This is a genomic window from Chryseobacterium sp. ERMR1:04 (genome assembly GCF_001297705.1).
Taxonomy (GTDB): Bacteria; Bacteroidota; Bacteroidia; order Flavobacteriales; family Weeksellaceae; genus Chryseobacterium.
This window is the reverse complement of sequence record NZ_LIRF01000010.1, coordinates 76,170-89,700: the sequence shown is the minus strand read 5'-3', so window position 1 is coordinate 89,700 and position 13,531 is coordinate 76,170. Positions and strand designations below refer to the sequence as shown.

Sequence of the window (13,531 nt, the reverse complement as noted above, 5' to 3'; positions counted from 1 at the left end):
TCTTTAATAAGGGAAGTCTTTTTTACTTTATTTTTACTCTTTTTAATACACCTTAAACTCTGTCTCGCCTTGAGGAATATAAAATAAATGTTTCAATTCTAACAATCCTTTTCCATAGCCAGACTTCATATTACAAATTAAAGCATTGTCTCCCTTGGTTTTTGGATTAGAACCATCCGTATAAAGTGCCACTAATCTACCATCTGCAAAGAAACGCATCTGATATTTTTCAATAGGAAGTATTTCGATATCGCTATTGAATACTATTTCTCCTGCTTCATTCCAAGCTGCTTTTACTTTTTCTGGCGAAGCATACTCTGCCACCATCTGATTTTTTAATTTATCAAATAAAAGGCGGGCAACCTGATCTTTGTCTTTACTCTGATAAATACTGCGGACCTTGTTATATTCTTTTACAATTTTATTTCAAGTTCTTTCTTATTCATTTTACGTAAATCCTGTGCTTTCTCAAATGGTGCTTGATTAGCATATGGAACTTCTACATTAATATCAAAGCTGCCTTCATAAAATGTTTTTCCTGCTCCCGAAAATGTATAGTTGGAATAATTCTCTGTTACCTTTTTTTCATTTTTTGGAATGCTGTATTCCATATAAGTGACATCATCTGCACTTTTATTTTTCTGATCATAAGAACTTAATGTCAATTTCAAATCTGTATTATCAGGAAGTACTTCCGAACTTGCAGGATAGACTTTATAGGTAACCTTCTGTTTTCCACTTTTAAAAATAACATCATTTATTAGAAATGCAGATCCTGTTTGAGCTTCGTCATATTCTTTAAATGATGGCATATCATTTACTAAAATCTCAAAATAGCACATGTGATTGTTATAGGTAAAAGTATATTGTTTTTCGGAAGGATAATGTTTAATCTGTTTTGTAATCTCTTCTACTATATTATTTGCATTAATATTGGAGTTTTGCATAATTTCATTTTTACTTTGAGAACAAGCTATTAAACTTATTCCCAGTAATATAAATTGCAAACATTTTCTATACTTACTCATATTAATATGCCATAAACTCATTTTTCCCCTCAGGGATATAGAAATATCGGTTTAAGAATATTCCTCTTGTTCCTCCATCATAGTTTACTTTTGCCCAAAGTGCTGTGTTTCCACGTAATCGGTTATCATCTGTATCCAACATTAAAGCAGCCAGTTTTCCGTCTGCGAAAAATTCTATTTTATATTTTTCTATGGGTTGCATTTTAAAGCTAGAACTTTTATACATCTCTTTAAAAAGGATATTAATATTTTTATTAATCACTTCTTTACTCTCGTAAGTAGAAACATATAGATCTTTTAAGGAATTATATTCCAGCTTTGCAATATTGTCATATTCTTTATTTTGATATATATTCCAAACTTCCTTATATTTCTTTAATAATTTAGTTTCCAGTTCGTTCTTATTCATTTTACGCAGATCCTGTGCATTTTTAAATGGTGACTCAGAATTATAAGGAACATCAATAGTCACATCAAAACTCCCTTCATAAAATGTTTTTCCTGCTCCAACAAATTTTTCTTTCGTATATCCTTTGGCAATTTCCTGTTTCTTTTTAGGAAGAGAATAGGTTATGTAATCTGTATCCGGTGCTTTTTCATTTTTAAGATCATAAGATTTTAAATCAAACTCAAGATCTGTATCTTCTACAAGCATATTAAAAACCTCATCATATTCTTTAGATTTTCCCAAAGGATACATTTTATAGGAAATTGTATGTTTTCCACTTTTGAAAAGAACATGATTAATTTCTACAGCAGTATTACCCAGCGCTTTGTTAAATGCTTTTGTCAGTTTAATTCCGTCTACAAACATCTCAAAATAGCACTTATCATTGGAGTAACCAAGAGTGTATATTTTCTCCGAAGGATAATGCTTCACTTGTTTCGAAATTTCATCTGCTATATTGTCTGCAGTTATCGTTGAATTTTGATTGACCTTATTTTCTGTTTGAGAACAAGCCATAAGACTTATTCCCAATAAAATAGATTGTAGGTATTTTGTATAAATATTCATTTTAATATGCCATAAACTCACTTTTACCCTCAGGAATATAAAAATATCGGTTTAAGAATATTCCCCTTGTTCCTCCATCATAGTTTGCTTTTGCCCAAAGTGCTGTGTTTCCACGCAAATTATTATCCGTAGTATCCATCATTAAAGCTACTAGTTTTCCATTTGCAAAAAATTCTAGCTTATATTTCTCTATAGGCTGCATTTTAAAAGTAGGATTGTTATAGATCTCTTTGAAAAGTATATTGATATTTTTACTGATTGTTTCTTTATTGTCATAATTAGAAACATATAAATCTTTTAATGTATTGTACTCCAGCTTTGCAATATTATCCTGATCTTTATTCTCATAGATTGATGAAACTTCTTTATATTTTTTAAGGAGTTTTGCTTCAAGTTCCTTTTTATCCATTTTTCTCAGATCCTGTGCATTTTCGAATGCAGATTGTGTTTGGTAAGGAACCGTAACATTAATATCTATACTTCCTTCGTAAAATGTTTTTCCTGTTCCTATAAACTTCTGTTTTATATACTCTTTTGTTACTTCATTTTTTGTGGTGGGTAAACTATATTCCATCAACGTTTTATCCGACGAATCTTCATTCTTTAGATCATATGAGCCTAATTTTAGATTAAGGCTCGTTTCATCTGTTAATGTAGGATAGTCTTGTTTATATTTATTTTTATTTCCAAAAGGATAAAGCTTATATTTTAGGGTATGCTTTCCACCTTTAAAGATTACCTTATTAATATCAAAACCTTCAGGAACCATATTATCAAAATTTTTAAAAACAGGAATATCATCTATGAATATTTCATAATAACAATAGTTTCCTTCATGTGATATTACATACATTGGTTCTATTGGATAATGTTTTACCTGCTTAGAAATCTCATCTGCTATATTGTCTGCGGTTATCGTTGAATTTTGATTGACCCCATTTTCTTTTTGAGAACAAGCCATAAGACTTGTTCCCAATAAAATAGAGTGTAGATATTTTCTATAAATATTCATTTTAATACACCTTAAACTCTGTCTCCCCTTTAGGAAGATAAAGAAAATGTTTTATTTCAAATATGCTATTTTTGAATTCTCCAGATTTGATTTTACACACTAAAGCATTTCCTCCACGGATTTCAGGATTAGTACCATCTGTATATAAGGCCACTAATTTACCGTTTGCAAAAAATTGCATTTTATAATTTTTCACAGGTAAAATATCAACTTCACCTTTAATTATCACATCATTTAACTGATTCCATGCTGCTTTTACCTTTGCTTCTGTTGCATAGTCTGCCACTAAATCATCTTTTAGTCTGTCATATGTAAGTTTTGCAATCTCATCTTTTTCTTTGCTTACATATATTTCACGTATTTTCTGATATTCTTTAAGTACTTTTGCCTCCAATTCTTTTGAGTTTATTTTTCTTAAATCTTGTGCATTTTCGAAAGATGGATTCAGTGTATAAGGAACATCTATATTGATATCAAATTTTCCTTCATAATAAGTTTTCCCGGCTCCAGCAAATTTAAATTTAGAATAATTTCCAGTACCCTTTTCTTCTATTTGGGGAGCATCATATTCTTTATATACAACGTCTTTCGCAGTTGCAGCCTTTTCATCATAGGATTTTACCATTAATTTTAATTTTGTGTCATCAACTAATGTACTATAATTGCCTTCTTCATTTTTACCAACCGGATACATTCTATAAGTTATTGTTTGTTTCCCACTCTTAAAAATAGAATTATTTATCTCAAACGCATCTGGAACGTTATTATCATAATTTCTAAATACAGGAATATCATTCAATAATATCTCATAATAGCAAAGATCATTTTCATGTCTTATTTTATATATTTTTTCAGATGGATAGTGCTTAACTTGTTTAACAATCTCTTCTACTATATTTCCTGCATTGATATTTGGATTTTGCATAGTTTGCTTTTTATTTTGTGAACAAGCCATAAAACTTGTTATTATTATAGTACCTATTATTAATTTTTTCATTTCGTTTATGATTTAAATAATTGTATTTCATATAATGGCATCTCAAAAGGTTCTATAAGAGTAAATGGCATAGGTTTTCCATCATTAGTTTCTTTTTTGAAAACGCCAAAAATTCCTTTAACCTCTAAACTGCCGTAATAAGTTCCTTCTACTCCTGAACTATATAATATTTTAGTTACAAATAAACCTTTACCTCCACTATGATCTACACCATATTTTAGCTTTGACCCTAAACTTCCCTTGAGTGTAAACCTTACTTTGCCTTCAATTGAAGTTTGTAATTTACAAAATTTAAATACTCCTTCATATTTTCCTTCTATGACTGCATTAAAAAGAATTTGCTCCTTCAATAGCATTTCATTTTTTGCTGTAGAAATTCCGTTACCTAACTTATCAATTATTGAATAGCTATTGGTAAGAACACTATATTTTACATTATGTTCAAACATTAAGTCACCCCGTATTTCTATAGTTCCTAATATTTCTGGTACTCCTATACTTTTAAAATATTGTGCTATGCTATTATTGTTCTCTTTATTACTATCCAACTTTTTCTTAGCCTCCTTATCTTTAGGATACATAGCTCCTTTTATATCTTGTATAGTTTTAGTAATCAATTTTAATAGATCAAATTCTCTTTTAAAATTAACCGCAATTAGAGGTTCAGCTTTTAGATTAACTTCATAAACGATTCCCAGCTTCCCATCTTTTTGCTTTTGGTAATACATACCTGCATTGACAGCAATAGCTGGTGGAATCAATTCTACTCCTGCATCATCCATTTTTTTCAAAAAAGCTTCTGTACGCTTAGCCATTTTAGCAAACTTTTCAAGTTTTGTCGTTATATTTTTCCCACGTGTAAGGTAGATCATTAAAAGTTCAACAAGAATACCAATTACAACAAAACCATAAATAACAGCCGCCGCAGCAAATCTTGTATATTGAGTTTGTTTTATTAGATTCGTCTGAGTACCCGAAAGGGAAAGCTCTTGCCCAGCCTTCTCCACTGTACGATTATGGTAAGTATGGATTCCGTAAAAGTAGCTTTTTGCCTGACTTTCAATATATTTCAATAAGGTATGCTCAACAATGAAATTTGCTGGGATTAACCTGTAAATCTTATAAAAAGTAGTTTCCTTCAATTCATTAAGAACATCAGAAATTCCCTGCTCTAAGACAAAGCTTTGCTTATGAAAATAATAAGGCATTACAGTTTCCTCTCCATTATACTGAAAATGCCCAATCCATATAACATCCGGGTAAACTCTTACTTCCAATGTTGCTTTCTCTTTGTCGGCATAATACGCGCAACTATTGATATGGAATGCAAACTGATAATAGATCTTTGAAATAGGATTTAAAAATTTCCCCAATAACAATACATAGTTTTTAGGAAAAGCTGACTGTTGAGAAAAAACAATCTGTTTTATACTATTTCCAGTTTTTGGAACAAGGTCTTTACTATCTGTTTCATTTACATAGATTATATTTTTATTATGCTTTTCTTTCCTGAAACAACCTTTATCTGAACGGTTTAAAACATTTACCGTAATCTCTTTCATTTTGTTTGCATCCGGCGCAATCATTTCATAAAAAAGGGCATTTTGGTTGTACTCGATATAACTGAATTCTATTTCTACCCTTCTGTTTTTCTTATAAGCCTCTTCTGTTTTTCCAGAAGCAATAGGACTTACTTCTCCATATCCTCGGGTTTTTATCCTGTTTTTATCTAATCCTCCCTTTGCGAAAAAATCTTTTACTGCTTGTGCTCTTCGTTCAGAAAGAGCCTGATTATAATCTAACGTTCCCCTGTCATCAGCATGTCCGGAAAGGGTCATATCTAAATGTTGGTTATAGAGCAAAAAGTCTAACAGGTATTTTAAAGTATCGCGAGCCTCAGAGCGGATATCAGATTTATCATAGTTAAAATGAACTTTTGCTGTTGTATACTGAACTACAGGAGACGTTTTTTTGAAAGTGGTCTGCCCTTCTCTAAAAACCTCAAAAGTTTCGCCATTATCTTCTATATTGATTTGTTTATAGGTACAAAGGTGATTTACTTTAACCTCTTTATCCGCCGCACCCACTTTTACAGGAGCATTATTGGTAAGGGTTACCATATTCTGCTTTATGGGAACAATATTGTTTTTAACCTTCAGATATCTCCCGTGGATGATCTGCTTTTTGTCATCTTGTACATAACTGTTTCCATCTTTTACTTTAACATAAAACAGGTTATCCTCCGTTCCTTTCTTCCAAGACGGCTGAATGGTAAATTCTGTGTTAACTTCTCCTTGAATGACTTTAGCCTGCTTCTGAAATACTTTGGTCTGCTCGTCATCTTTTGTAGGGTCATAATTTCTGTCAAAGACTCTCCCTGCCACTTTACCAACAGTAACTTCATTGTTGAGGCGATATACTTCTATTGTAAGAGTCTGCTGATTCAGGCCTTCTGTTTCCAATCTCAGAAAAACATTCTCTCCAAATGAAAATTTACGGGCACGCTGATCCTCACCCCCGTTCTGCAGAGACCATTTGCTGCTGACAAGCAAAGCTGGAGAAAATCCTTTTACGTACAGTCCTGTATTATTTTTAGTATCTCTATTGCCAAAAAGAGTGGATTCAATATAATAATAGGCTGAAGCCCCACATTCTTTTTTTTCAAAAGCATACCCGTATATTTGGCTAGGTCCGATCTCTTTTTTATTGATGATCATTTCTCTGGTATAGTCCTGTCTTATCCAGATTGTTCCTTTCTTTTTATCGACCTCTGTAGTTCCTGACATCCATTCGGAAACTTTAAACCAGATGAGTTTGCCCGCTTCAACACAAATACGATTTCCTGCTCGGCTTATGACTTTTGCATTTACCTCGTTTGTGGCGATATCAATATTATTTACTCCTTTTCCCATGTCAAGTTAACTTAGAGTTTGTTTAATGGCATCTCCCGTCATATCGTATACCATTTCTTTCTTTTGCATGCTTTCAGAATCTACCAGGGGATTGATTTGCTGTTGCACGTCTTTATCCGCATTTTTAAAATTTTGTTGGCAGGCTTCCGCTCTCTGTCCGTTATCTATAATCTCGATGCATGGCGTTCCTGCAATGGCACAAATTGCTTTGCTATCTTCCAGAATAATAAACCCGCCATTACTCAATTGTACTTTATCATAAAAATTCTGCCACTCGGTCACCATTATTTTACATGGCGGAGGCGGTACTCCCATTTTTGTACAGTTTCCGAAAGTATTTTTTTCAAATGTAGCCGCTCCTATTTCTTTGGTGGTCACGATAAGTTTTTTGGAGGCATCCTTATCGTTAGCATATTCTTTCTTATGGGTAAGCACTTTAAGCTTATCCGGAGCCTGTCCAAATTGGCATTTGCAAATAGCACCTTGTACTACAATATGTTTTTCTGCCATTTTATTTTATATTTTGTGATGTGATAATTCTAATTTTCATTGATTACTGCAATACTTACCGCAATCTTTTTTTCCTCTTGAAGCATCATGCTACACTCCAGATATACTGATTCGGGAAGTAAGGTTTCTCCGTTCAGATAATGTACTATTCTACAATTTCCTTCTTTATTCATTACCGGATTATCTTCCATGATTAATGAAAAAGGGGCTTTATTAATAAAATCATATATACTTCTTTCATCATGTAAAGTTCCATGTCCTTCTATATTGATTAAATTATATTCATCTTTTACCGGATCGACCTCAAACTCTATTTGATAATTGGGTTCTACCACATTACTCACTATCGGAAAACTTTCTATTCCTTCTATTTTAAAAATCTGACCAAAACTTTGATACACTCCAAAAAATAAAGTTCGAATGAAATAATCATTTTTTAAAAGTAAACTTAACGTATCAGGCTCATTGAGTATTTTCTCTATTTTAGAGCAATATTCATCTACGGTTTCACCATCATATTCTTTGTATACTTCTTCTTTTACCTTTGCCCATCTTTCTTTAAACACCGAGGTATTTTCAATATCATTGAATTTTCCGGTCTCGTCTACACTCACTTGTAGCGGATATAAAACTTTAGATGTTTTGTAAGCTAACAGGTCGGCTATTTCATTTACTTCTTCTTCATTCAGATATAAATTTGAAGTTCGGTCTATTTCAAAAAAGTGTAATCTGTTTTCTGTTTTTAACCAACGTACAGAAGTTTCATATTTCAATTCATTTTTATGGGTTCCATTTTCAATAGTAATCACCACTCCATATATAGAGAATAAATTTTCAGGCTGAAAAACCAACCTGTTTCCACGACCGAAATTGACTAATCTGCTTTTATCCGCCACCGAAATTCTTGGTATAAAAAGCTCAACCTGTCTGGTAATTTCGATCAGGATCATATCCTGAACTTTGCAATGGTTATTATGAAAAAACTTTAAATCATGTGTGGATAAGCTGTATAAAGCAGCCACGCTTTTTAAAGTATCCGTTTTCTGAACAATATGTTTGTTAAATTTTTGCATATACATTATCGGTCAACAGCATTATATTTTCTGCCTGCAATTTTATTTAATATTGAAAATATAGGTGGCCAATAAAATGATTCCCACCATTACCAATATTATATTTGTCGTTCTATATTCTTTATTTCTTGAAGTAAAAAAACTCACTAATAGCTCTATAAAAAGTAATACACACCAGATGGTCATCCAACAGATATTTAAAATAAGATCCATGGGAATAGACATTCCATCGTTCCCTCCAATTGATTGATGAGGATGAAACCAATAATCCCAATGGGCATAACAGTAAATCAATAAAAATCCTATTAATAATACTCCTATTCTTATTGCCAGATATTTTTTCATGGGATAAAAATTAATGCAATACTCTTACTCTATCCGGTGTTGGATCCATACCGATGCCTTCTCTTCTTGCCGACCAATGCAGATATTTATTTCTAAGAATCCTTAAATCATCCTGCTCTTTCATCTCTGCCTGGTAGTCTGCATATTTCTGTTCCGGTATCGATGCACCCCCGTATTCATTCTCCACTTCTTTGTATCTCTTGAAGGTATATTGTTTTCCGTTTTCCATGGCATACGATCGAAGACGGTCTTTTACCCTTATCAATAAAGGGTCTTCTGAAATAGAATACGTTTCATCCGTAAGCTTTTTTATCGTCAGCGGCACTGTTTTCTGAACGCCATATTCTGCCATAAAATGTAAAGGAATATAACTGTATCTTTTTACTAAATCCCGAGTTCCTGTTAATGAATGATAAAATCCTGTCACAATTTTCAGTTGGTCTTCTTTGTACCAGGCATCTGCTATAAGCTGACTTCTTAAGTTCTTTAATTTTGTAGTGGTTGTCCAAGAAGTTTCCACTTCCTCCCAGGTCTCTGTTCCATCTTCATACGCGCCGCCTACATCACAGTGTACGCCAGGAAATATTTTTTCTATTCCGATATGCACATTCGTTAAATCAAAATTTTCTCTGTGTTCGTTTTCTGCTACAAAATGAATAACAGTCTGTGCTTTCCCTATATCATTCAACCCTAATTCTTCCACATCATTGTGAAAGTTCGGGGTTGCAGAAAAGTTTTTAGAATAAGAAGAAACGGTATCATAAATTCCTAAAAATCTAACTTTTAGTACTTCAACTGTAATTCCGGCTTCCTGCAATTTGAGGCCTAAATGTCCCCATTTTGGAAGTTCCTTACCTTCTACTCCACTGCCATCACTGTCAGAAAGAACAGTCACAGTCATTCCTTCGTTGGAATAGGTTCTTGAAGTAGCTTTATATTTTGATTTTGATATTTCATGGAGAAAATTTCGGGCCGCAGCGGCACCACGGCTGAAACCGAAAACGTCGAAAGTAAGAACGGCTATTCGATCTGCTTTTTTTGAGCCTTTAATATTTTTTACTTTTTTTACAATTTCTTCACATCCTTTTCTCACCTTTCCCCGGATTCCGGTATCTCCAGATCCGAAGGCATACCCCATCATAGAATCTCCTTCCTTATCTTCTGTACCAATCCCTTCTATGTAGATGCCAAAGTTTTTATCGTAATTATCCCATAGACGTGCTACATTACTCCAGTCATTATTATAACTGTTATTATCGGTAGGCTTACCTCCTTTTTTCTTATATGCAGCAGTTTCTTCCCTTCTTTCGATGGTATTGGTTTTGTTATTCAACGTACCATCAAAAAATACCCCAAGAGTAATATCTAATACCTCTTCTTGTGTTATGGTTGGTGTATAATCTCCAAATATATTATTGGGCATAATTCTTATTTTAAAATTGATAAATAAAGAGTACTTATTCTATTTTCTGAGATAATCTGATCTTTGCTTTCGTAATAGGAATTGTTTGCTTTTCGGTCTTTAATGACAGCGAAACGCCGGTATTATTGTCATCAACTTTAATAATAAAGTCTATATTTTCTTCCTTCCCAATTTTTTGGAACCGTTCAAATATTTCCTTCTCATCAAAAGAATCAATCCATACCGCATATCTGTTTTTATTTTTATCTCTCCAGTAAAAACCGCAGAATTTTGGAACGGCTCTTTTCTGATAAGAATCTTTTTGTAAACTTTCACCAAAAAGGTTTTCCTGCTCGCCGTTATAATTCTTAAACCCGAAATCTATCCACTCTGCGCCTTCAGGTAATATGACAGAAGGTTTCCAGTTATATCTTTCTCTGTAGACATCATAAACATCCGAAGCCGGATAGCCCTGTTCTTTTATTTTTGCTCTTACCTCAGGCTTAAAGGTTTCATAAGCCGGATCATTCAGCATTCGGTCTGCAAAACCTTCTTTCAACATATATTTTGCATTTTCGTAGGCTTTCTCTTTTGTAATAATGGTATCATGCGCCTGAAAAACGCCAACTTCTTTTTGATTTCCCGGGCCGTTGATCCATAAAACCACTCTTCCTTTGGGAGCCAATCCTACAATAAAATTACTATAAGTCGTTTTCTTCTGCGTATCCTGATCTATAAAGCCTTTTTTAAATAATTCGGTTATTTTATTTTTATCTAAATCCCATTTTCCGGTATAAAATTTATTTTCAACAAGAGAATACCACGTAAACTCTAGCTGAGAAGGAATATCCATATGCTGAGTACTTACACTCATTGTTCCGCCTTCATTTCCCCAACCCGTATTTTGGGTCCCCCAGATGGCATCAAAGCCATACGTAAAATCATCCGCAATAATAGCTCCTTTATAAATTTCCATGGGATATTCCTGCGGTGCAGAGAGGGTTCCTAACCAATTATATTTTTCTTCCATTTTCTTATTTTGACAACTTGCCAGTGAAAAACCACCTACCACAAAGAGAATCAGTATTTTTAGTTTACTTATTCCCATGGGACATTATTTTTTTATTACTTGCCAAAACAAGGTTTCCTTTTTTAGCTTCTGTATTGATCTTTCCAGCGATTTTTTCAACCTTCTGTCCCACGGTTAAATAATAGGAATCGTTTACTTTGATCAGTATATTTTTAGCAGTCTTTCTTATAGCCATAATTAAAAAAGTTTAGATTTTTCAGCACTGTTGAATTCTACGATCTTTCCACTTTGCATGGTCATATTTTCTTTTTCGCTGAACATGGAGATTTCTCCGGCTACTTCATGAGAAGTTTCAGACTGTCTCTTGAATTCTTTTTCTACCATCTCGGTTCTTGTATCTGAAGTTTCTCTGATATCTCCTGCCGCATTTTGAACAATATCAGCTCCTGCTGTAGAATTGATATTATGGTTAGCCGTACTTGAAATACTTTCACCAGCGTCTACCACAATTTCTTTTCCTGCCGTAATATTAATATTTTCGCCTGCATACAGCGTGAAATTTTTGGGCGCATTTAAGCTGATATTTCCTTTCCCATCCATAAAATAGATGTTTCCACTAGGATCAACAATTTTTACACTTCCTTCTTCATCATTCATCAAAATTCGGATTCCACTTCTTGTCTGAATTGATTTTAGATGATTATTCAATCCTCCTCCCAAGCCAATTCCGCCATGGAACATTCCGCCCATTACAAAAGGTCTGTCAGGATGATTGTGTACAAAACTAATCATCACCTGATCTCCCACTTCAGGAATGGCAACATAGCCTCTGTTTTGAGTGATCTGATCTGTACCTCCTGCATCAGGGCTCATCATTCTTATAAAATGGGTGGTATCGTTAGTCTGCCAGTCAAATCTTACCTGAACTCTACCCTGACCCTCAGGATCAGTATTTGAAATTACAGTTGCTATTTGTGGTTCAGCTTTAGGGATTGTGAATTCTGGTTTAGGTAAAAATCCGGTATCTGAAGCTATTCCGCTAAAACTACCTGTGTAGTGCCCTAAGGTATCAACCTCATGTTCAGTTTCAGTGACCATCACTCTTGTGAAATAGGAGGTCTCATTGCTGTCTGGTTTACGCATCTGAACATCTACCACACAACCCGGATGTAAAAACGGAACCGTGGTAGAACCGGATAAATTGAAAACATTTACAGCTTCACTTCCCGAGGTGCTTTTCTGAGAATATTCTACATCTAAATGCGTTGATGCTTTCACCGGAGCTATACGTAAAGAAGGTGTTTTAAATATTTTATCGTTGTGTGCATAAGCCGTTTGCGCAAGATCTCCTACATGTTTAATGGGGGTTGAACCGGAAGTCAGTTTCTGGTTTTTATTACTGTTATAACCGTAAAACTGAGGTTTTGTGTGTACTGCTCTCAATTCTACTTTGATATCATTGGCACTGCTGCCATATACAATATTGATGGGTTTATTTTGAGGCGGAAGCTTTCCGAAATGCAGAACTTCACCGTCATAATAGAATTGCTCACCATACGCCTCAGCCATTCTTGCCAGATAATTATAATGGGTCTCATCATACTGGCTGCTGTAGATAATCTGTGAATAATCATTGGTGTCAACCCTGATATCAAAGCGGCTTTTATCAATTCCTTGCTTGATCACTTCTTCTGCAATGATTCCCATATTCACAGGTTGAGTTCCTCCAAAACTTTGAATATGTGGCGCACCATCCAATAAAATCGTTGGACTGTAACCAGTTAATACAACATTTCCAAGACTCATTTTCTCCTGACTGAACCCTACTCCCGTAATAACTCCTACAAAAGTTCTTTCAGGACTCTTTTCGATATCTTTGTAAGCAATAACAACCGTTAACCGTTTTCCTAAGAATTTATTCGCTTCTTCTAGCGTATGGGTCTGGCGGTCTCCTAATGTATCGTGGGCTAAGGTAAGGGTAAACTCATGATGGCGCTGTGCACTTTGTTTCAGTTTAAAATGTTTAAAATATTTAATCACTTTACCCTCAATTACTAAAGATAACTTCACCAAACGGTTGATACCAGTGTGATGATTTTCAGAGATTCCATCTGCATTTTGGGAAGGACGAAACGATGAGCCTCGAACCCCTTCAGGTATAATAGACATAATTTTGTGATTGTGATGTTTATTAAAAATATAAAAAA

At 33.9% G+C, this 13,531-nt stretch carries 13 protein-coding genes; all 13 read right to left on the bottom strand.

Translation table 11 applies throughout. From position 1 onward, the window contains the following. Positions 1 to 42 precede the first annotated feature (42 nt). The 13 genes from AMQ68_RS23900 to AMQ68_RS23845 all read right to left on the bottom strand — a co-directional run bounded on the left by AMQ68_RS23900 (position 43) and on the right by AMQ68_RS23845 (position 13,493). A complete protein-coding gene (locus tag AMQ68_RS23900) occupies positions 43 to 327 on the bottom strand; it encodes a hypothetical protein (RefSeq protein ID WP_054513120.1) in 285 nt (94 codons plus the stop codon). Between the two features lie 86 nt (positions 328 to 413). Beyond that, entirely contained in the window at positions 414 to 947 is a 534-nt protein-coding gene (locus tag AMQ68_RS23895; protein WP_123905779.1) for a hypothetical protein, read from the bottom strand. 82 nt (positions 948 to 1,029) lie between these two features. Next, complete coding sequence (locus AMQ68_RS23890) at positions 1,030 to 2,043, bottom strand: hypothetical protein (protein WP_082384293.1); 1,014 nt, start codon at positions 2,041 to 2,043, stop codon at positions 1,030 to 1,032. 1 nt (position 2,044) lies between these two features. Beyond that, positions 2,045 to 3,055, bottom strand: a complete 1,011-nt coding sequence (locus AMQ68_RS23885) for a hypothetical protein (protein ID WP_054513117.1) — start codon at positions 3,053 to 3,055, stop codon at positions 2,045 to 2,047. Between the two features lies 1 nt (position 3,056). Beyond that, positions 3,057 to 4,052 carry a hypothetical protein gene (locus AMQ68_RS23880; RefSeq protein ID WP_123905778.1) on the bottom strand — a complete coding sequence of 332 codons (996 nt, stop codon included), beginning with the start codon at positions 4,050 to 4,052 and terminating at the stop codon, positions 3,057 to 3,059. Positions 4,053 to 4,057: 5 nt separating this feature from the next. Next, positions 4,058 to 6,964: an OmpA family protein gene (locus tag AMQ68_RS23875; protein ID WP_054513115.1), complete on the bottom strand. Its 2,907-nt coding sequence runs from the start codon at positions 6,962 to 6,964 to the stop codon at positions 4,058 to 4,060. Positions 6,965 to 6,970: 6 nt separating this feature from the next. Then, a complete protein-coding gene (locus tag AMQ68_RS23870; protein ID WP_054513114.1) occupies positions 6,971 to 7,474 on the bottom strand; it encodes a DUF4280 domain-containing protein in 504 nt (167 codons plus the stop codon). A gap of 29 nt (positions 7,475 to 7,503) precedes the next feature. Further along, positions 7,504 to 8,547 (bottom strand): hypothetical protein, encoded by a 1,044-nt coding sequence (locus AMQ68_RS23865; RefSeq protein ID WP_123905777.1) that lies wholly within the window; start codon positions 8,545 to 8,547, stop codon positions 7,504 to 7,506. A 42-nt stretch (positions 8,548 to 8,589) separates the two neighbouring features. Then, positions 8,590 to 8,892, bottom strand: a complete 303-nt coding sequence (locus AMQ68_RS23860) for a hypothetical protein (RefSeq protein WP_054513112.1) — start codon at positions 8,890 to 8,892, stop codon at positions 8,590 to 8,592. A gap of 10 nt (positions 8,893 to 8,902) precedes the next feature. Further along, a complete protein-coding gene (locus AMQ68_RS23855; protein WP_054513111.1) occupies positions 8,903 to 10,315 on the bottom strand; it encodes a DUF2235 domain-containing protein in 1,413 nt (470 codons plus the stop codon). A gap of 34 nt (positions 10,316 to 10,349) precedes the next feature. Beyond that, complete coding sequence (locus tag AMQ68_RS23850; protein WP_054513110.1) at positions 10,350 to 11,402, bottom strand: DUF2931 family protein; 1,053 nt, start codon at positions 11,400 to 11,402, stop codon at positions 10,350 to 10,352. After that, positions 11,389 to 11,559: a hypothetical protein gene (locus AMQ68_RS25410; protein WP_160318011.1), complete on the bottom strand. Its 171-nt coding sequence runs from the start codon at positions 11,557 to 11,559 to the stop codon at positions 11,389 to 11,391. Before AMQ68_RS25410 ends, AMQ68_RS23850 begins: the two co-directional genes overlap by 14 nt. A gap of 2 nt (positions 11,560 to 11,561) precedes the next feature. Further along, positions 11,562 to 13,493: a type VI secretion system Vgr family protein gene (locus AMQ68_RS23845; RefSeq protein ID WP_054513109.1), complete on the bottom strand. Its 1,932-nt coding sequence runs from the start codon at positions 13,491 to 13,493 to the stop codon at positions 11,562 to 11,564. Between the last annotated feature and the right edge of the window lie 38 nt (positions 13,494 to 13,531).